The 19,269-nt window shown below is 71.2% G+C and carries 21 protein-coding genes and 1 tRNA gene; 11 read left to right on the plus strand and 11 right to left on the minus strand.

What is annotated here, in order from left to right; genetic code table 11:
• Positions 1–38 precede the first annotated feature (38 nt).
• Complete coding sequence (locus V3T34_RS21605; protein ID WP_060846178.1) at positions 39–803, minus strand: N-formylglutamate amidohydrolase; 765 nt, start codon at positions 801–803, stop codon at positions 39–41.
• A gap of 206 nt (positions 804–1,009) precedes the next feature.
• Here V3T34_RS21605 and V3T34_RS21610 point away from each other — a divergent pair, with 206 nt between their 5' ends.
• The 3 genes from V3T34_RS21610 (at position 1,010) to V3T34_RS21620 (ending at position 3,802) form a co-directional block, all read left to right on the plus strand.
• Positions 1,010–1,960 carry a DMT family transporter gene (locus V3T34_RS21610; protein WP_091886851.1) on the plus strand — a complete coding sequence of 317 codons (951 nt, stop codon included), beginning with the start codon at positions 1,010–1,012 and terminating at the stop codon, positions 1,958–1,960.
• An 86-nt stretch (positions 1,961–2,046) separates the two neighbouring features.
• Complete coding sequence (locus V3T34_RS21615; RefSeq protein ID WP_305079433.1) at positions 2,047–3,372, plus strand: glycerate kinase type-2 family protein; 1,326 nt, start codon at positions 2,047–2,049, stop codon at positions 3,370–3,372.
• Positions 3,344–3,802, plus strand: a complete 459-nt coding sequence (locus tag V3T34_RS21620) for a DUF1036 domain-containing protein (RefSeq protein WP_407942748.1) — start codon at positions 3,344–3,346, stop codon at positions 3,800–3,802. The genes V3T34_RS21615 and V3T34_RS21620 overlap by 29 nt, the downstream gene beginning before the upstream one ends.
• Positions 3,803–4,091: 289 nt before the next feature.
• Here V3T34_RS21620 and V3T34_RS21625 read toward each other — a convergent pair whose 3' ends face one another.
• Complete coding sequence (locus V3T34_RS21625) at positions 4,092–4,343, minus strand: BrnA antitoxin family protein (protein ID WP_060846181.1); 252 nt, start codon at positions 4,341–4,343, stop codon at positions 4,092–4,094.
• 55 nt (positions 4,344–4,398) lie between these two features.
• On the minus strand, positions 4,399–4,674 hold the full coding sequence (locus V3T34_RS21630; RefSeq protein ID WP_091886842.1) for a BrnT family toxin: 276 nt from the start codon (positions 4,672–4,674) through the stop codon (positions 4,399–4,401).
• A 244-nt stretch (positions 4,675–4,918) separates the two neighbouring features.
• Between V3T34_RS21630 and pyk the strand changes: the two genes are divergently transcribed.
• Positions 4,919–6,355, plus strand: a complete 1,437-nt coding sequence (gene pyk, locus V3T34_RS21635) for a pyruvate kinase (protein WP_060846183.1) — start codon at positions 4,919–4,921, stop codon at positions 6,353–6,355.
• Positions 6,356–6,493: 138 nt separating this feature from the next.
• On the opposite strand, the gene V3T34_RS21640 is transcribed toward pyk, so the two are convergent.
• The 4 genes from V3T34_RS21640 to V3T34_RS21655 form a co-directional block, all read right to left on the minus strand.
• Positions 6,494–7,486: an alpha/beta fold hydrolase gene (locus tag V3T34_RS21640; RefSeq protein WP_305079434.1), complete on the minus strand. Its 993-nt coding sequence runs from the start codon at positions 7,484–7,486 to the stop codon at positions 6,494–6,496.
• A gap of 41 nt (positions 7,487–7,527) precedes the next feature.
• Positions 7,528–8,148 (minus strand): tetratricopeptide repeat protein, encoded by a 621-nt coding sequence (locus V3T34_RS21645; RefSeq protein ID WP_305079435.1) that lies wholly within the window; start codon positions 8,146–8,148, stop codon positions 7,528–7,530.
• Positions 8,149–8,228: 80 nt separating this feature from the next.
• Positions 8,229–8,354, minus strand: a complete 126-nt coding sequence (gene ykgO, locus V3T34_RS21650; RefSeq protein WP_012334921.1) for a type B 50S ribosomal protein L36 — start codon at positions 8,352–8,354, stop codon at positions 8,229–8,231.
• Between the two features lie 234 nt (positions 8,355–8,588).
• A complete protein-coding gene (locus tag V3T34_RS21655) occupies positions 8,589–8,897 on the minus strand; it encodes a hypothetical protein (RefSeq protein ID WP_305079436.1) in 309 nt (102 codons plus the stop codon).
• Between the two features lie 188 nt (positions 8,898–9,085).
• Between V3T34_RS21655 and V3T34_RS21660 the strand changes: the two genes are divergently transcribed.
• From V3T34_RS21660 to V3T34_RS21680, 5 genes are all read left to right on the plus strand, one after another.
• On the plus strand, positions 9,086–10,618 hold the full coding sequence (locus tag V3T34_RS21660; RefSeq protein ID WP_407942749.1) for a phytoene desaturase family protein: 1,533 nt from the start codon (positions 9,086–9,088) through the stop codon (positions 10,616–10,618).
• Between the two features lie 77 nt (positions 10,619–10,695).
• Positions 10,696–11,442, plus strand: coding sequence for a lysophospholipid acyltransferase family protein (locus V3T34_RS21665; protein ID WP_305079443.1), 747 nt, complete (start codon positions 10,696–10,698; stop codon positions 11,440–11,442).
• A 68-nt stretch (positions 11,443–11,510) separates the two neighbouring features.
• A complete protein-coding gene (locus V3T34_RS21670) occupies positions 11,511–12,563 on the plus strand; it encodes a glycosyltransferase family 2 protein (RefSeq protein ID WP_082742743.1) in 1,053 nt (350 codons plus the stop codon).
• Positions 12,564–12,583: 20 nt separating this feature from the next.
• Positions 12,584–13,999 (plus strand): amidase, encoded by a 1,416-nt coding sequence (locus V3T34_RS21675; protein WP_305079438.1) that lies wholly within the window; start codon positions 12,584–12,586, stop codon positions 13,997–13,999.
• A gap of 174 nt (positions 14,000–14,173) precedes the next feature.
• On the plus strand, positions 14,174–14,734 hold the full coding sequence (locus V3T34_RS21680) for a hypothetical protein (protein ID WP_305079439.1): 561 nt from the start codon (positions 14,174–14,176) through the stop codon (positions 14,732–14,734).
• Positions 14,735–14,910: 176 nt separating this feature from the next.
• Here the strand turns inward: V3T34_RS21680 and V3T34_RS21685 are convergent, their stop codons facing one another.
• Genes V3T34_RS21685 through V3T34_RS21700 form a run of 4 tightly spaced genes read right to left on the minus strand, consistent with a single transcriptional unit; the run spans position 14,911 to position 16,313 of the window.
• On the minus strand, positions 14,911–15,138 hold the full coding sequence (locus V3T34_RS21685; RefSeq protein ID WP_060846191.1) for a hypothetical protein: 228 nt from the start codon (positions 15,136–15,138) through the stop codon (positions 14,911–14,913).
• Positions 15,135–15,632 (minus strand): lysozyme inhibitor LprI family protein, encoded by a 498-nt coding sequence (locus V3T34_RS21690; RefSeq protein WP_305079440.1) that lies wholly within the window; start codon positions 15,630–15,632, stop codon positions 15,135–15,137. Before V3T34_RS21690 ends, V3T34_RS21685 begins: the two co-directional genes overlap by 4 nt.
• Entirely contained in the window at positions 15,629–15,775 is a 147-nt protein-coding gene (locus V3T34_RS21695) for a hypothetical protein (protein WP_167543900.1), read from the minus strand. The genes V3T34_RS21690 and V3T34_RS21695 overlap by 4 nt, the downstream gene beginning before the upstream one ends.
• 1 nt (position 15,776) lies before the next feature.
• Positions 15,777–16,313 carry a Ros/MucR family transcriptional regulator gene (locus tag V3T34_RS21700; protein WP_305079441.1) on the minus strand — a complete coding sequence of 179 codons (537 nt, stop codon included), beginning with the start codon at positions 16,311–16,313 and terminating at the stop codon, positions 15,777–15,779.
• Between the two features lie 458 nt (positions 16,314–16,771).
• Between V3T34_RS21700 and V3T34_RS21705 the strand changes: the two genes are divergently transcribed.
• Positions 16,772–16,845, plus strand: a tRNA-Gln gene (locus V3T34_RS21705).
• Between the two features lie 115 nt (positions 16,846–16,960).
• Positions 16,961–18,721 carry a site-specific integrase gene (locus V3T34_RS21710; RefSeq protein ID WP_331369286.1) on the plus strand — a complete coding sequence of 587 codons (1,761 nt, stop codon included), beginning with the start codon at positions 16,961–16,963 and terminating at the stop codon, positions 18,719–18,721.
• The last annotated feature ends 548 nt before the right edge of the window (positions 18,722–19,269 follow it).

Raw genomic sequence — 19,269 nt, forward strand, 5'->3', positions numbered from 1 at the left:
CCAGTGCGAACGGGAAGTCGGGGCGTGCGCCCGTCCGGTCAAGCGCGGGCGACCAACGGCCCCAGCAGGGCGGCGAAACGCGCGGCCCAGTCCTCCGCCCCGGCCGCGTCGCCGATCAGGTCCTGGCGGATCTCGATCAGGGCGTTGGGCAGGCCCCGGGCCATGGCGTGGCGGTCGATCGTGTCGCCCGGCAGGCCGCCGCCGTAGGGCTGGTTGTCGCCGACCGTGAACCCGGCCGGGTCGGCGCGCAACCCTGCGATCAGCGGGCCGGCGAGGCGGTCGTCCCGGTCCCACAGGATGCCGACCTGCCAGGGCCGCGCCACCCCGCGCCAGGCCGGGGTGAAGCTGTGCACCGTCACGATGGCGGGCGGCGCGCCGGCCTCCATCGCGGCCGCCACCGCGGCGTCGATGGCGTGGTCGTAGGGGTCGTAGAAGCGCGCCAGCCGCTCGGCGACGCCGTCGGGCCCGATCCGCGCGTTGCCCGGGACGATCGCCCCGTCGGAGAGGCGCATCACCAGGGTCGGGTCGGTGCGGCCGCGATTGGGATCGATGATCAGGCGCGAGAAGGTGGTGAGCAGGGCCGGCGCCCCGAGACGCCGGGCGAGCGCGCGCGTCACCGCCGCCGCCCCGATGTCGTAGGCGATGTGCCGCTCGAAATGCGGCGCGGCGACGCCGAGGTTGTCGAGGTCCGGCGGTACCGCGTTCGAGGCGTGGTCGCACAGGAGCAGCAGGCCGCACCCGGGATCGCCGGGAACCGTCTCGACGGGCTGGGGCGGGTGGCGGGGGGAAGGAGCGGCGGTCATCCGGGCGATCGGTCTTTTTGGGGGGAGACGAGGGAGGAGCCCGGCCGCGCCCGAGGGCGCGCGGCGGGATCCGGCCGTCCTCCATACCCAAATGGCGGGGCGGCCTCCATCGGTGCGCCACGGTGACGCCGGGCGCGACATGCCATAGTGACGGACGCGACCGACGATTCCCCCGCTCCGGGAGCGCGCTGCGCGAAGGCCCGCCGATGTCCCGCACCCCCCTGCCCGACCTCGCCGCCGGCGCCCCGGCCGCCGGCCCGCCGGCTACCGCCGATCTCGGCCCGGCGCTCGCCGCCCTCGTCGCCGGCGCGGTGGCGATGGGCCTGTCGCCGGTCCTGGTGCGGGTGGTCAGCCCGGAGGTCGGGCCGTTCGCCAGCGCGTTCTGGCGCGTCGCCCTGGCGCTGCCGGTGCTGTGGGGCTGGATGCGCTGGGAGGAGGCGCGGGCGCCGCACCTGCGCCGCGGCATCACCCCCTCGGCGCTGCTCGCCGGGCTCGCCTTCTCGGGCGACCTCCTGTTCTGGCACCTCGCGATCCTCGGCACCACGGTGGCCAACGCCACCTTCTTCGCCACCACGGCGCCGGTCTTCGTGGTGCTGTTCGCCTGGATCGGCCTGCGCCGCCGGCCCGCCGGGCGCACGCTCGCCGGCCTGGCGCTGTGCCTCCTCGGCGGAGCCGCCCTGGTCGGGCAGTCGGTCCAGGTCGATCCGAGCCGCCTCGCCGGCGACCGGGACGGGGTGATCACCGCGCTCTTCTTCGCCCTCTACTTCCTCACGGTGGAGCGCGCCCGCGCCCGGGGAATGGGCGCCGCCCGCGTCACCTTCGTGGCCTCCTGCGTCACCGCGCTCGTGCTCCTCGGCGCGGTCGCGCTCCTCGAGACCCGGCCGGTCCTGCCGCGCTCCCCGGGGGCCGCCGCCGGCCTCCTGGCGCTCGCGCTGATCAGCCATGCCGGCGGCCAGGGGCTGCTCTCGGTGGCGCTCGGGCGCCTGCCGGCGGGCTTCTCCTCGCTGGTGATCTTCCTCGAGGCGATCGCCGCCGCGCTCCTGGCCTGGCTCGTGCTCGGCGAGGCGCTCGGCCCCCTGCAGGGGCTCGGCGGCGGCCTGATCCTGGCCGGGATCGCGGTCGCGCGGCCGCGGCGCGCCCGGACGACCTCACCCTAACAGACGAGAACGAGACCGGTACGAAGCCGGTTCGAACCGTGACCGACAGCCCGGCGTGATCGCCGCCCAGAGAGGAGCCGCCCCCCGTGACCGATGCCTCCCACCGAGACGCCTCCCCCTCGGAGACCCCCGACGCGGAGACCCGCGCCCTGCTGCTGCGCCTGCTCGACGCGGGCGTGACCGCCGCCCATCCGCGCGGCTGCCTGGTGCCGCATCTGCCCCCCGTGCCGGCCGGGCGGCTGGTGATCCTCGGCGCCGGCAAGGCCGGGGCCAGCATGGCGGCGCTCGCCGAGCGGCACTACCGGGCGCACGGGGTCGACCCGGCCCGCATCGCCGGGCTGGCGGTGGCCCGCCACGGCTACGGCGAGCCGGCCGGGGTGATCGAGGTGGTGGAGGCCGGCCACCCGGTGCCGGACCAGGCCGGCATCGCGGCGACGCAACGGGCGCTGGACCTCGCGGCTTCCGCCGGTCCCGACGACCTCGTGCTGGTGCTCCTCTCCGGCGGCGGCTCGGCCAACTGGATCGCGCCGGCGGGCGACCTGACGCTCTCCGAGAAGCAGGGCATCACCCGGGCGCTCCTGCGCTCGGGAGCGGCGATCGACGAGATCAACTGCGTGCGCAAGCACCTCTCGCGGATCAAGGGCGGGCGCCTGGCGGGAGCCGCCCGCAACGCCGGCCGCATCCTGACGCTGGCGATCTCCGACGTGCCCCGGGACGACCCCGCGGTGATCGCCTCGGGCCCGACGGTGCCGGACCCGACGACGCTCGCCGACGCGCGGGCGATCTGCGCCCGCCGCGGCATCCCCCTGCCCGCTTCCGCCGAGGCGCTGCTGAACGACCCCGCCAACGAGAGCCCGAAGCCCGGCGACCCTGCCTTCGCCCGCAGCGAGTTCCGGATCATCGCCCGGCCGGTCGAGGCCATCGAGGCCGCCGCCGCGGCGGCGCAAGCGGCCGGCTACGAGCCGGTGCTGCTCGGGGCCGACCTCGAGGGCGAGGCCCGCGAGGTCGCGGCGGCGCATGCCGCCCTCGCCCGCGAGATGGCGGCTGCGGGCCGCAAGGTGGCGCTGATCTCCGGCGGCGAATTGACCGTGACGATCCGGGGCGAGGGCCAGGGCGGGCCGAACCAGGAATACGCGCTGGCGCTGGCGCTCGCCCTCGACGGCGCCCCCGGCATCGCGGCGCTCTCGGCCGATACCGACGGCACCGACGGCGGCCGCGGCGAGGCGACCGACCCGGCCGGTGCGATGATCGATCCAACGACGCTGGCCCGTGCGGCGGCGGCGGGGCTCGACGCGCGGGCGAGCTTGGGAGAGAACGACTCGACCCCGTTCTTCGACCGGATCGGCGACCTCGTCCGCCCCGGGCCCACCCGCACCAACGTCAATGACCTCCGCATCATCCTGGTTGGCTGACCTCCCCTCCCTCCGCCGCGCCGCGCTGCTCTCGCTCCCGCTCCTCGCCCTGATGGGCGCCGGGCCGGCGCGGGCGGACCTGCGGATGTGCAACATGACCGGCAGCCGCATCGGCATCGCGCTCGGCTACCGGGATTCCGGCGGCTGGGTGACGGAGGGCTGGTGGAACCTCTCGGCCAAGGGCTGCGAGACCCTGCTCAAGGGCGCGCTCGCCGCCCGCTACTACTACGTCTTCGCGGTCGACTACGACCGCGGCGGCGAGTGGAGCGGCCGCTCGCTGATGTGCACCCGCGACCGCGAGTTCACCATCCGGGGCGTCGAGGATTGCCTGGCCCGCGGCTACGACCGCAACGGCTTCTTCGAGGTCGATACGGGGGAGCAGAAGAGCTGGACGATACAGCTCACCGATCCTGGGCGGGCGGGGCCGTGAGAGGCGGCTTGCGAGATCGGGGGCGGGGCTTGGCGGCATTCACGGAACGCGGACCGTACCGCGTCTCATCGCTTGCCGTGACCCTGCCTCGTCTCGCGCTCGTCGAGACGCATCGCGCCGTAGCCCGTGGCGAGGACGACCATGGAAAGCGCCACGTAGACGTAGATCCCGAGTTCCGTCACTTCAGCCCCCGAGGCGTCCGTAGCGCCATCGCGTGCGGCCCGCCGGCCACCACCAGCCAGTGATCGGTTCGAAGGCGCGGCGGAACCTCAGATCGAATCGCCGGCCCTCACGCCGCCCGCAACTTGCGCGCCGCCTTTGCCAGCGCCTCGTTCATCCGGGTCTGCCAGCCCGGCCCCGTCGCCTTGAACGCGGCCAGCACCTCGGCATCGACGCGTAGCGAGATCGGAACGCGCTTCGCGTCGGCCTTCGGGCGTCCGCCGCGATTTCTGAAGGCAGCCGCGAGATCCGGAGGCAGTCCTTCCGGCCCGAGCCGAAGCCGGGACAGTTCCTCGTCCGTCAGAGGCGGGTTATCGGACACCTCGTCCCAATCTTCCTGGGAATAATTCGGATTCGGGACGTAGCCTGGAGCGTGCCTAGAGCGCGTCATAGATGGCTCTTTCCTTACGGGCGGCGTGACGGATGCTGACGATGTCGATCGCCTCCGAGCCGAGCGGAGAGACGATCGCCACGACAACGGTCACGCCGTACCACGTGCCGACCAGCTTGTGCCGGGTGCGGCCGGTGGGGCTGGGCTTGGCCGGCAGGACGGCGTAGCGGTCGAAATCGAATGCCTCCTCGAACTCCGCGAAGTCGAAGCCGTGCTTTGCCAGGTTTGCCTGCCGCTTCGGCTCGTCGTAGCTGAACAGCATCGTCTGAGTGTATACGAAAACCCGGCTTGGGCGAAGGGCTCCAGGGCACGTTCTGGCGCTGGCCGGGCACCGTCGACGGTTCGCTCACGCTCCGTGCGCGTCGGTCGTGCTTCGTCTCCGCACGGTTCCGCTAGGCCGCCCGCCCCTTGCCCCCGACCCAAAATCGCCAATTGACCCGAGGCCACCGACCGGCTTTCCGTACGGTCCACCCTCCGCCCATCGCACACCCTCGGACGACACACCCATGAAGCGCGCCCGCCGCACCAAGATCGTCGCGACCCTCGGCCCGGCCTCCGAGGACCCGGCGGTGATCGAGGCGCTGTTCGCCGCCGGCGCCGACGTGTTTCGCATCAACATGAGCCACCTGCCGCGCGAGCGGCTGAGCGAACGGGTGGCGACGATCCGGAGCATCGAGCAGAAGCTGAAGCGGCCGATCGCCGTGCTGGTCGATCTCCAGGGCCCCAAGCTCCGGGTCGGCCGCTTCGCCGCCGACGCGGCGATGATCGAGAACGGCCAGGACTTCGTCCTCGACGACGACCCGACGCCTGGCGACGCGACCCGGGTCCACCTGCCCCATCCCGAGATCCTGTCGGCCCTGGAGCCCGGCCACGCGGTGATCGTCGACGACGGCAAGCTGCGCCTCGTCGTCACCGAGGTCGCGCCCGGCCGGGCGGTGACCCGGGTGGTCACCGGCGGAAAGATCTCGAACCGCAAGGGCGTGTCGCTCCCCGACACCACGATTCCCGTCGCGGCGATGACCGAGAAGGACCGCCTCGACCTCGAGGCCGGGCTGGCTGCGGGCGCCGACTGGATCGCGGTGTCGTTCGTGCAGCGGCCCGAGGACGTGGCCGAGGTCAAGGCGGTGGCGCAGGGCCGCGCCCTGGTGATGGCCAAGATCGAGAAGCCGCAGGCGGTGACGGCCCTCGACGCGATCATGGCGGTGGCCGACGGGCTGATGGTCGCCCGCGGCGACCTCGGGGTCGAGATGCCGCTCGAGCAGGTGCCGGGCGTGCAGAAGCGCATCACCCGCGGCGCGCGCCGCCTCGGCAAGCCGGTGGTGGTGGCGACGCAGATGCTCGAATCGATGATCTCCGCTCCCGTACCGACCCGGGCCGAGGTCTCGGACGTGGCGACCGCGGTCTACGAGGGGGCGGATGCGGTGATGCTCTCGGCCGAGAGCGCGTCGGGCGCGTTTCCGATCGAGGCGGTCTCGACCATGGACCGCATCGCCCAGCAGGTCGAGCGCGACGGAATCTACTGGTCGATCATCGCGGCCCAGCGCAACCAGCCGGAATCGACCGCCTCCGACGCCATCGCGGCGGCCGCCCACCAGATCGCCGACACGCTCGGGCTCAAGGCCGTGATGGCCTGGACCGCCTCCGGCTCGACGGCGCTCCGTCTCGCCCGCGCCCGGCCCGACGCGACGGTGATCGCGCTGACCCCGAAGCGCGAGACGGCGCGGCGCCTCGCGCTCGCCTGGGGCACCCACCCGATCGTCACCAACGACGCCAGCGACATCGACGACATGTCGTTCCGCGCCTGCAAGTTCGCGGTGCGGGAGAACTTCGCCGGCATCGGCGACCGGGTGATCGTGGTGGCGGGCCTGCCCTTCGGCACCCCGGGGGCGACGAACCTCGTGCGGATCGCCACCGTGACGCCGGAGCACGCCGCGAAGGCGTGACCGGGCCGCGCGCGAAGAGCCGCGACGGGATCGGGGGCTAGAGAGCTTCACGATCGCGTTGCAATCGCGAAGCTCTCTAAGCATTTGTTTTGTCGCATTTTCTCCGACGAACCGGTTTCCACTTCGTCGGAAAATGCTCTAGTCCGCCCCCACCCGCTCGCGCGCCGCCAGGGCCTCGATCTCCGCCACCACCGTGTCGGCGGCGATGTATTGCAGCATGTGGCCGACACCCGGCAGCACCACGAGCCGGGCGCCGGGCACCTCGCGGGCGAGCGCTCTCGCGTGGATGTCGGTCTTCACCACCGGGTCGATGTCGCCCGCGACGATCACGGTCGGGGCGGTGATGGCGGGGTAGCGCGGGCTCTGACGCTCCAGGAAGGCGTAGAGCCCGTCGAGGTCGCGAAGATTCGCCGCGAAGGTCGAGGGGCGCAGGATCAGCGGCACCCTCGCCCCGTCGAGGTAGCCCACGGGCAGCCCCTGCGGGCGAAACACCACCTCGGCGAAGCGGTCGAGGGTGGCGAAGCCCAGCGGCGCCGCGACCGTGTAGGTGGCGAGGTTCAGCAGCATCCGCCCGGGCAGCGAGCGGTACCAGGCGGCGTAGCCCCCGACCGAGCCGCCGGGCCAGGGATGGCTCACGGGGGCGAGCAGGGCCAGGCCGGCGACGCGCTCGGGAAAGTCGAGGGCGAGTGCGGTGGCGAGCGCGCCGGACCAGGAATGGCCGACGACCAGGGCCGGGCCGACCTTCATCGCCGCAAGCGCCTCGGCGATCAGCCGGGCCTGCACCGCCGGCGAGGCGGCGTCCGGGGCGATGCGGTCGCTGTAGCCGAAGCCGGGCCGGTCGAAGGAGAGCACCCGGAAGCCGTCGCCGGCGAGTCGCCGGCCGATCGCCAGCATCGGGTCCATGGCGTTGGCGGACGCCCCGTGCAGCAGCACCACCGTGCCGCGGCTCGGCGCGCCCTCGCCCGGGCCGGCCTCGATGACCGCGAGGTGCCCGCCCTCGACCGCAACCCGGCGGCCCGCCGGGGGATAGCGCGCCTCGACCACGAGGGTGATGATCCAGGTCGCCAGCAGGCCCGCGGCGACGAGCGCCAGCACGGTGCCGGCGACGAGGCCGGCGATCAGGGTCAGCACGCGGGAGATCCGTCCTCTGGACCGGCGCGGCGGCCGGTCGGTCACAGGTCGCGGCCGTCGACGTCGGGGGCGAGGCGCTCGATCGCCTCGTGGACCTTGCCCATGCGGGGATAGATCGCCTCGGCGCGGCGGAACGCGGCGAGCGCCCGGCCCTTGTCGTCGCTCGCCATGTAGATGTGGGCGAGCGCCGCCCAGGCCTCGAAGTGGCGCGGCTCCAGGCTGAGGGTGCGGTGCAGGTCGGCGAGCGCGCTCGCCTGGTCCTCGAGCAGGAAGAAGGCGGTGGCGCGCCGGCTCCAGCCCTCGGCCCAGCCGGGCTCCAGCACCGTCACCCGGTCGAGGAGCTCGACGGCGAGGGGATAGTCCTTGGCCTGCATCGCCTCCGCGGCGCGGCTCGCCAGCAGGTCGACGGTGTCGCTGCCGGAGCGGTCGAGGCGGCGCTCGATCAGCTGGGCGACGCCGCGGGCCTCGCCGTCGTCCTTGGCCGCCTTCAGCCGGGCGAAGAGGTCGTCGAGGGTGACGGGCGCCCTCGGGGCCTCCTTGGGCGCATCCTTGCGGGACGCCTCCGGGGCCGCCGTCGCGGCGGGGGCGGTCGCCAGAACGCAGAAGGCCGGCGCTCCGAGGAGGCCGGCCGTCATGCAGATCGAGAGAGAGAGACGGCGCATGCCGGCACTGTCCGGCGCCGGTGCGGTCCCGTCAACGCGATGGCTTGCCGCGGTATCTCCCGCAGCAGGCCACCCACGCCTCAGCCCTGGCGGGCCTTGTAGCGCTTCTGGGTCTTGTTGATGACGTAGACCCGGCCCTTGCGGCGCACGAGCTGGTTGTCACGGTGCCGGCCGCGGAGCGACTTCAGCGAGTTGCGGATCTTCATCGGTCTGGTCTCACGTCGGTGCGCCGGAACGCCCGGGCGCGGATGGAAAAACGGGCTCGCGGCGCCCGTCCGGGATGGAGACCACCCTGGGCGAACGCCGACGCCGGGCGATGCGGAGCACCGCCCGTGCGGAGGCGCGTGACTTACCCGGCGGCGGCGTGGCGAGTCAACCGGATCCCCGGCGAAAACGTCGCGGGCCGGTCGACCTCGCCAAGGGTGTCCGAGCCGTTCGCCTCACGGCCGGGCGAAGGGCGCATCCGGGGTCGCGGCGGGCGAGCCGGGGGGCAGCGGTCCATCGTCGCCGATCACGCTGGTGGTGCCGCCGGGCGGACCGTCGAAGCCGACGACGCCCATCGGGTTGCTCGGCGTCACGTTCGGGTTCGGGCGCAGCGGCCGGACGCTGCCGGTCGAGAGCGGGTCGGCCGGCGCGGCGCGCGGGCTCACCGTAATGTCGAGGGCCTGCTGGGCGAAAGCCGGGCCGGCGAGGGTGAGGCCGAGGAGGCCGGCGAGGACGAGGGGCGTCTTATGAAGAACGGTCATCATGGCGGCGGGGCTCCGGTGCGGCCGCAGGGCCGCTTCTGGCGGGTCAACCCGCCCGGTTGTCCCGGGGTCCCTGACCGAACGGCATGCCTCCGGCGCGGCAACTTGCGCCGAGGCCCGCGCGTTGACCCGCCTCTCCCCGGGCCTAGCTTGTCGGGAACGGGCGCTCTCGCCCGCTCGGGAGAAACGTGATGGCGGGGTCCTCGGTCGCGGTGGTCGGCGGCGGGTTGGGCGGTCTGGCGGCGGCCTGCGTGGCCGCCTCGCGCGGGCACGACGTCACCCTCTACGACAAGAACGCCTGGATCGGCGGAAAGGCCGCGGTCCTGCACGAGGGCGGCTTCCGGTTCGACATGGGGCCGACGATCCTGACGGTGCCCCGGGTGCTCGAGCGGATCTTCGCCGAGTCGGGCCGCTCGGTGCACGACTACATGGACCTGCGCCGGCTCGATCCGCAATGGCGCTGCTTCTTCGACGACGGCAGCCGCATCGACCTGATGGAGAACGTCGCCACGATGGCGGCGGAGATGGACCGCTTCGCCCCCGGCCAGAAGGCCGGCGAGGGTTACAAGCGCTTCCTGGCTCTCTCCGAGCACCTGCACGGCGTCTCGGAAAAATTCTTCTTCTGGAAGCCGGTGCAGGACCTGTTCGACACGATCGACATCCGCGCCAACCTCAATCCCGGCACCCTGCGCGACGTGCTCTCGCTGCGCATGCACGCCTCGGTCGCCGGCACCATCCGGGGCAAGGTGCGCGACGCCCGCCTCGCCCAGATGCTCGACCACTTCGTGCAGTATGTCGGCTCCTCGCCCTACGGCGCGCCGGCTGTGCTCTGCGCCATCGCCCACATGCAGACCGCCGACGGCGTCTGGTACCCGATGGGCGGCACCCGGGCGGTGGCCGAGGGGCTGATGAAGCTCGCCGGCGACCTCGGCGCGACCCTGAAGCCCAACAGCGACGTCGAGGGCGTCGCGATCGAGAACGGCGCCGTCAAGGGCGTGCGGGTCGGCGGCGGCGTGGTGCCGTACGACCGCGTGATCTCGAACATGGACGCGGTGCGCACCTACCGCGAGCTCGTCGGCGGCGAGGTCGGGCGCTCTTACGAGAAGCGCAGCTTCGAGCCGGCCTGCTCGGGCGTGGTGCTGTATCTCGGCCTCAACAAGCGCTACGACCACCTCGCCCACCACGACTTCGTGTTCTCGCGCGACCCCGAGGAGGAGTTCGACGCGATCTACCGCAAGGGCGAACCGGCGCCGGACCCGACCGCCTATCTCGCGGCACCCAGCGTCACCGACCCGTCGGTCGCGCCCGAGGGCGGCGAGGCGCTCTACGTGCTGGTCCACACGCCGTACCTCCGCCCGCACCATGACTGGTCGCAGATGCTGCCGGCTTACCGGCAGAAGATCCTCGACAAGCTGAAGCGCACCGCCGGCATGCCGGACATCGAGGACCGCATCGTCGTCGAGCGCCACCTGACCCCGGCGGACATCCATTCGCGCTACAAGGTGCTGAACGGCGCGATCTACGGGCTGGCCTCCCACGGCCGGATCATGGGGGCGTTCAAGCCCGGCAACCGCTCGCGGGAGGTGCAGGGCCTCTACCTCGCGGGTGGCGCCGCCCATCCGGGGCCGGGCATGCCGATGGTGATGATGTCGGGCTGGATCGCCGCCGACGCCCTCGACCAGGACGCGCGGGGTACCGCCGAGGACCTGAAGGCGGCCTCGTGAGCGGGCGGGCCCGCCCGTCCGGGCGCGGTCTGCCGCCCGATCCGGTCGCCGCCCGCTCCCCCGCCGTCTGGGGCTTCATGGGCGTGTACTTCGCCCGCTACGCCCGGCGCCATCTCAATGCCGTGCGCATCGCCGGCTGGGGGGCGGCGCCGGCGCTCCCCGCCTCCGGGCCGGTGGTGATCTACTGCAACCACCCGGCCTGGTGGGACGCGGCGATCATCATCCTGCTCGCCCAGCGCTTCTATCCGGAGGCCGAGAGCTACGCGCCGTTCGACGCCGCGATGCTCGCCCGCTACCGGATCTTCTCCCGCATGGGCGCCTTCGGGGTCGACCTCGATTCGCCTCGCGGTGCGGCCGCCTTCATGGCCGCGTCGCGGAAGATCCTGGAGCGGCCGGGGCGCGTCATGTGGATCACCGCGCAAGGGCGCTTCAGCGACGTGCGCGAGCGGCCGCTGGGATTGCGCCCCGGCGTCGCGCGGCTGCCCGAGCTGGCCCCCGACGCCCTGGTGGTGCCGCTCGCCCTCGACTACGCCTTCTGGGAGGAGCGCGGGGCGGAAGCCTGCGCCGCCTTCGGGCCGGCGGTGCCAGCCCGCGACCTCCTCGCCCTGTCCCGCCCGGAGCGCCTCGCCCGCCTGGAGGCCGACCTGACCGCGACCCTCGACCGCCTCGGCGCCGACGTGCGCAGCCGCGATCCCGCCCGCTTCACCCCGCTCGTCGACGGGCGGCGCGGCGTCGGCGGCGTCTACGACGCCTGGCACCGGCTGACGGCGATGCTGACCGGGCGCCGCTTCGTCGCCGGCCATCGCGAGGGCCGGGCGCCGTGACGATCCTGGCCTGCCTCGCCCTGGACGTCCTCGCCCTGGCCCTGGCGTTGCTGCCGGCCGGCCTCGCGATGACGAATCTCCTGGCCCTGCGCCGGCGTTCGGAAGCGCCGGCGCCGGACGGCCTCGTGTCGATCCTGATCCCGGCCCGCAACGAGGCCGCCAACATCCGCCCGACCCTGGAGGCGGCGCTCGCCGGCACCGGCGTCCCGATCGAGGTGATCGTCGCCGACGACCACTCGACCGACGCGACGGCGGCGATCGTCGCCGAGATCGCCGCGCGGGATCCGCGTCTGCGCCTGATCGCGGTGCCGCCCCTGCCGACGGGCTGGACCGGCAAGAACCACGCCTGCCACGTCCTCGGGCAGGCCGCGACCGGGCGCCACCTCCTGTTCATCGACGCCGACGTGCGCCTCGCCCCCGGCGGCGCCGCGGCGCTGGCGGGCGCGGCGGCGAATGCCGCCCTCGTGAGCGGCGTGCCGCGGCAGGTCACCGGCACCTGGGGCGAGCGCCTGACCGTGCCGATGATCAACTTCGTGCTGCTTGGCTACCTGCCGATCCCGCTGATGCGCCGGTTGACCGATCCCGGCCTCGGCGCGGCCTGCGGCCAGATCGTGATGGTGGAGGCCGAGGCCTATCGCCGGGTCGGCGGCCACGGGGCGATCCGCGGGTGCCTGCACGACGGCGTGCGCCTGGCCCGGTTGTTCCGCGGAGCCGGCCTCGCCACCGACCTCGTGGCGGCCACCGACCTCGCGACCTGCCGGATGTACACTGACTTTTCCCAGGCCTGGGCCGGCTTCTCGAAGAACGCCCACGAGGGCATGGCGACGCCCCGGGCGCTCCCGGTCTGGACCCTGCTGCTCGGCGCCGGCCACGTCCTGCCGCTGCTGCTCGTGATCGCGGCGCTGCTGGGTGCCGGCAGCCTGCCGCTCGCCGCCGCCGCGCTCGCCCTGTCGCTCGCCACCCGCGCGGCGATCACGCTTGCCACCCGCGAAGACCCCTGGACGATCGCGCTCCATCCCCTCACCGTGGCGTTGGCGCTGGCCTTGCAATGGAACGCGCTCCTGCGCCCGCGCCGGGCGGGGGTGGCCACCTGGAAGGGGCGCACCTACCCGGCAGCGTGACGCGATCGAAGGGAGATTCGATGACCGAGATCCGCGACCTCGACGGCACCGCCACGCTGCACGCCTACCGCGACCGCACCCTGTCGCCCCGGGAGGTGGTGGCCGACGCCCTCGACCGCATCGACCGCCACGGACCGGACCTCGACGCCTTCGTGCTCGTCGACCGCGACGGCGCCCTGGCGGCGGCCACCGCCTCCGCGGCGCGCTGGGCCAAGGGCGAGCCCCGCGGCCCCCTCGACGGCCTCACCTTCACGGTCAAGGACAACATCGCCTGGGCCGGCCATCCGATGCGGCGCGGCTCGCTCACCACCTCGGACGCTCCGGCGACCGAGAACGCCCCGATCGTCGACCGCCTGATCGAGGCCGGCGCCATCCCGCTCGCCAAGACCACGATGCCGGAATTCGGCTGGAAGGGGCTCGGCGACTCGACCCATACCGGCCCGACCCGCAACCCCTGGGACACGCAGAAGACCACCGGCGGCTCCTCGGCCGGGGCCGCCGCGGCGGCGGCGCTCAACCTCGGGCTCCTGCATATCGGCACCGACGGGGCCGGCTCGATCCGCATCCCGGCGGCCTTCTGCGGCATCTACGGGCTGAAACCCAGCTTCGGCCGGGTGCCGGCCTTCCCGCCCTCGCCGTTCGGGCCGGTGGCGCATCTCGGCCCGATGACCCGGGGCGTGCGCGATTCCGCCCTGATGATGCAGGCGATCAGTCGTCCCGATTTCCGCGACATGGCGGCCGCGCTCGCCGAACCGCCGGACTACCTCGCCGGCCTCGAGGACGGGGTGCGGGGCCTGCGGATCGCCTGGAGCCCGCGCCTCGGCTACGCCACCGGCATCGACCCCGAGGTGGCGCGGCTGACCGAGGCGGCGGCCAAGGCCTTCGCGGATCTCGGCGCCACCGTGGAGGAGGCCGATCCGGGCTTCGCCGACCCGGTCGAGACCCTCAACGGCATCTGGCTCGTCGGGGCCTGGTGCGTGCTGCGGGGAATCCCCGAGGACCAGCGCAGCCTCGTCGAGCCGGCCCTGCGGGCGGCGGCCGAGCGCGGACGGCAGATCTCGGCGCCGGATTTCGTCGCCGCCCTCAACGCCCGGGGCGCCCTGTTCACCGCGATGGCGCGGTTCCATCAAACCTACGACCTGCTCCTGACCCCCGCCCTCGCCACCCCGGCCTTCACGGCCGACAACCTGACGCCGCCGGGCGGCGCCTTCGGCGACGACTGGCTGAACTGGACGCCATTCTCCTACCCGTTCAACCTCACCGGCCAGCCGGCGGCGAGCGTGCCCTGCGGGCTGACGGAAGCAGGCCTGCCGGTCGGCCTGCAGATCGTCGGGCCGATGGGGGCCGATGCCCGGGTGCTCGCGGCCTCGCGCGCCTTCGAGGCGGCCCAGCCCTGGCCCTCCTTGAGCGAGCCACGGGTCACGCATCGGGGATAGAGGGCGGATCCCGGCGCGGCGCTGCGGTCCGGGGCGCCGTCCCCGGGGCGGTCCCGGCCGGGTCACGAACCCGCGAGCCGGCGAGGCGCGACGAAAGGGCTTCGAACCGCCCCAGCGGCCCGACGTTGTCCGGCCCTGAAGGAAACCCTTTCTTCACGATCAGGAGGTGGTGCCATGAGGCATCTCGTTCTCGCATCCGCCCTCGCGGCCGGCGCCCTCGCCCTGTCCACCGCCGGGGCCGATGCCCGCGGCGGCTTCCGGGGAGGCGGCTTCGGCGGCGGCGGCGGCTTCCACGGTGGTGGGTTTGGCGGCGGCGGCTTCGGCGGCGGTGGTTTCCGGGGCGGCTTCGGCGGGGCTGGGTTCCGCGGCGGCGCGCTCGGCGGCGGCTACAGGGGCGCGGGTTTCGGCGGTGGGTACCGGGGCGTCGGCCTCGGAGCCGGCTACCGGGGCGGCCTCGGCGGTTACCGCGGCGGCTACCGGGGCGTCGGGTTCGGCGGATACCGCGGCGGTTATGGCGGGTATCGCGGCTACGGCTATCGCGGCGGCTACGGGCGCGGCCTGGGCTACGGCCTCGCCGGGGTCGGCCTGGGTCTCGGGCTCGGCTACGGGCTCTCGAACGTCGGCTATTACGGCGGTTACGGCGGCGGCTACGGCGTTTCCTACGCGGGCTGCGGTCCCTACGCGTATTACGACGACGCCTACGGGACCTGCGTGTCCTACGGCTACGGCTACTGACGCCTAAACCGCCCGCGCGAGCGGGCGGTCTTGCCCGGCGCGATGGCACACAGAAAGAAGGGCCGGCCCGAAAGGACCGGCCCTTCGTCCGTCCGGACCGACGGGTCGGGGGAGGCGCCGACCCGTGTCTGGCGGGACGCCGAACTACGCCCGTCAGGGCGCCGAACGAGCGGCCGTCAGGGCGCCAAGATGATCTCCGCGAGGGCGAGCGCCTTGGCGAGGGCCGCCTCGGTCTTCGGGGTCGGCGGAACCGGCACCCGCGCCTCGCGCCGGACCTCCTCCAGCACCGCCTCACGGGCGTCCGGGTCTCGGGCGATGCGCTCGCGCAGCAGCGCGGCGACGATCAGCTCGAGGGCGCCCAGCCGCGCCTCGACATCGTCCTCGAAGGTCAGCGGTGCCGTCATCGGCGTGCTCCGTCGCGGCGCGCAGCCCCGTCCCCGATCTCGTCGATCCGGGCGGCGAGCAGCCGGATCTTGCATTCCGAGGCGAGCGTCCCCGCCGCGGAGCCGCCATGGTAGTCGAAGTCGTAGAGACTGTCGCAGTGGCGCCGGAAATACTCCTCCCAGGCGGCCTGCGCCGCCTGGAACGCCTTGCGCCAGTTCTCCGCATCCTCGCGGCCGGCGAGGCTCCCGGGGCTCGGCGTACGGGTGGCGACCGCCGCGATGGCGGCGAGCTTGCGCTCGACGGCGGCCGCGAGCCGCTCGCGCAGCGCCTTGGCGGCGTCGTCGAGGCAGGCGCCCTTCCGGTACTCGGGCAGCGCCTTGCCGGTGCAGGCCCGGATGGTCGCGGCGGCGGGCGCAGCGCCCGTCTCCCGCGCCGCGGCGGGCGCCCCTGCCAAAGCCAGGCCTGCGAGGACGAGGCCGGCCACGCCCGCGTGCCGGTGCGGCCGACCGGTCATCCGAGCCAATGCCCCAGCAGCTCGGCGCCCGACAGCACGATGCCGACCGCCCCGATCGCGGTCCCGGTCAGGAGCAGCAGCATCCGCTCGCGCGACGGCAGCCGCCGCCCCCGCGGCTGACGCCAGGGATTGGCGAGCTCCATCCTACTCGGCCGCCTTGCGCGACCGGCGGCGGACGGGCTTCTCCGGCGCCGCCTCGACGGCGGCCTCGGCCTGGGGCGCCTCCTGCGCGGTGTCCTGCACGGCCTCCTCCCGGGCGGCCGCCGCGGCGTCGCGGCGCCGCTGCCCGAGGCCCAGGCTCTTGGCCAGGGCCGAGCGCTGGGCGGCGTAGCTCGCCGCGACCATCGGATAGTCGTGCGGCAAACCGAACTTCTGGCGGTACTCGGCGGGCGTCATGCCCTGCGAGGTGAGGTGGCGCTTGAGAGAGCGGTAGGGCTTGCCGTCGATGAAGCTCATCAGATGGTCGGGAGTGACCGACTTGCGGATCTGCGCCGGCGTGACCCGCGTCTCCTCGACCGGCGCCTCGGCCGGCCGGCCGAGCGCCGTCAGCGACGCGTGCACCGAGGCGATCAGAGCCGGCAGTTCCGCCACCTGAAGATTGTTGTTCGCCACATAGGACGAGACGATGTCGGCCGCGAGGCCGACGAATTCAGTCTGCTGCTCCAGGTTGACGTCCGACACGAGCTTCCACCCCGATCTGAGCAACCCGGCATCGTCCGAGTCGTCCAGGCATATCGGGCGAAACGCGCAGTCATCAAGTGAAACTCCGCAGCCTCCAAGGAAAAGTTGTGTATCGCGGCCGCCCTCCTCCGAACCGGGACCGGTCAACGACCGCCCGCGACCGGTCGGGCTACGGTCGCGTCCGTGATCGCCCTGCGTATTGTCCGACCGCGACCGCCCCGTCACCGTTCGGCCCCCGATCGTGACGCGATCGCGCCCGCATCCGGACCGGCCGAGACCTTGCTGGCCGTACCCCTCTCCCCTCCCCATCCTCGGGCCGTCGCCCTGGCTGGACGACACGCGCAAGAAGGCCTTGACCGGTCCGGCGAACCAGCCTATCAGCATCGCACCGCAGGCGGTGACCGGCCAGCCCGGACAGACGGAACGCTCCTCTGGACCCGAAGCAGCCGCCGCCTCGTTGGGGGATAGTTTAACGGTAGAACAGCGGACTCTGACTCCGTTAGTCGTGGTTCGAATCCACGTCCCCCAGCCAACCACGATCCTAAGCCCTTCTGAATGAAGAGTTTACCGCTCAGCCGCCCTGCGGATTGAGCCTGTTGCTACAATCCGCTGCTACAAAGTCCGCCTCTGGGCGGTAGGCATGCAGCGTGGCAACCTCTCCTCCCAACATTGTTCGTCGCGGCCGGGTGCTGCATTTTCGACGTGTCGTCCCTGGCGATCTCCGCGATCGGATCGGACGACGCGAACTCACTCGCAGCCTTGGTCCTGTGGACCGTGTGACTGCCAAGCTGCATGCATCCACGCTATATGTCGCGTCAGAGCGCCTTTTTGGCGTTGTGCGAGCGACGCCCATGCTGACGGACATTCAGGTCGCCCGCCTCGTACAGGATTTTTATTCGACCGTCCTGGAACGGGAGAATGAAGTTCGCTTGCGTCTACCCCCGCTTGACGACGAAATGGCTGAAAATCGCGGCGCCTATTATGCTGAAGTTGCCGCTACGGCTCGCAAGGCGTTAGCTGCTAATCGGCTCCGCGAATCTATGTTTGTCACTGAAATTATGCTGAAGAAGCAGGGTATTGACTGTGCTAGTCTAACAGTTGAGGACTGGCAGCACGCTCGTCAGGCGGTCCTGCGCGCGGGTGTGGATATAGCTGAGGCATTGCAGGCCCGCTATGCGGGTGATTTCAACTATGAGCCCAGGGACAAGCTGCTCCGGCAGGTGTTAGATCCGGCCCCGTTAGCACAGGCGCCTGGCCCTACTCCATCTCCGACACCCGTAGCAGTGGAAGTGGCAACTGGTTCAGAAAAATCTTCGAAAGAGAAGACGCCACCGCTTTCCACGCTTGTTGAGCCTTTTCTGACAAGTCAAATTGCTGGTGGTGCATGGGAGCGTCAGTCCGCCGCCCAGGCGAGGGCTACATTCCGGCTTTTTATCGATGTTTGCGGTGATCGCTCCTTGGATGAATACAGTCGCAAGGAGGCTGGTCTATTTAAGGAAAAAATCCAGCTTCTTCCCTCAGACTATGGTAAGGCTGCTATTTACCGAGGAATGCGCGTCGATCAAATTATCGAATGTTACAGTCAGAAGCCTGCTTCAGAATGCGAGAAGCCCATAACGGCTAAAACGATCAAGCGGCACTTTTCGGCTCTCTCTACGTTCTGGGTTACAGCTCAGGCGAAGGGGGAAGTGAGTGATAACATCTTTCTTGGGTTTCGTTTCGGTGCCGGTAAGAGGGCTGAAGAGCAGCGCGACCAGTGGGAGTTGGACGAACTCTCCAAATTCTTTCGTTCTCCGATCTGGTCCGGGTGTGCCTCGGAAATGCAACGCACCGAGCCAGGCCCAAACATAATACGTGACGAAAAATTCTGGCTTCCTCTGATCGCAGTCTTTTCTGGAATGCGGCAGGAGGAAATCTGTCAGCTCAGCCTCGATAATATAAAATTACAGGAAGGAATTTGGTTCTTTGAGCTGAATCGAAGCGAAGGCCGTATGCTCAAAAACACTACGGCAATTCGCCGGGTTCCTGTACACGATGAAATTATCCGTATTGGATTGCTCAAACGTGTGGCCGTTCTCCGTAAGCAGGGCGAAAAGCGCCTATTTCCTGAGCTGAAGCCCGGGGGAGCTGACGGACGTTTGGGCCATGCTTTTGCAAAATGGTTCACTCGATATCGGAGAGAGGTAGGGCTAGACCGGGAAAAGCTTGTTTTCCATAGTTATCGGCACACATCTACTGCGCTTATGCTCGAAGCAGATGTGCAGGCGCTAATCGTCGATCGAGTGACTGGTCATACGACAGTCGGCGAGACTGCGCGCTACACTAAACGGATCTCTCTCCGCCAGCTGCACGCGGCGGTCAATAAAATTAATATCGAGGTCAACTTATCGCATCTCTATGAAAAATGAAGCATATTGCAGCAATGCCCTGTTACAGAACTATGTGCGGTGTTGTAATATAATGTTGTAATTACGTTGTGGAGTGGATGTGTGTAACGCCAGCCCCTTATGGGCTCCGCGCCTCTGACGCTAACCAGGCGAACATGAGGCCTCCGGGTCAATCGCCGAAGGGCATCGGCATACAAGGGCGACTCGGACTTCCGATTTGCTCAGGAGCGAGGACCGGGTAGCCCCGAACCTCCACACGATCGCCTACTCCAAGGGTCCGGAGAGTAGGCATCCGTCCGCGTTGGCCGCCTGGATGGCGGGAAGCGGTGAGTAAAGGCCGACAGCCCAACCCCGGTCTGCCTGTCACAAGGTTTCACCTCCGGCCCCGGCTCCGACGGCCTCCAATCTGGAGACCGAAGCGAGCATCAGCTTCTGCCGGGTCACTGATCAGCCCCCACGGGGTGGCCCGAGTGGAATGTTAGTGAACCGTGGGCCTTTCCACCACGGGTAGCTTGGCCGGCGGAGCCGGTCGGGCGAGCGCAGCCGGCCAAGCGGTTAAAGCTGGCACG

This window comes from Methylobacterium ajmalii, from assembly GCF_036448855.1.
In the GTDB taxonomy this organism is placed as follows: domain Bacteria; phylum Pseudomonadota; class Alphaproteobacteria; order Rhizobiales; family Beijerinckiaceae; genus Methylobacterium; species Methylobacterium ajmalii.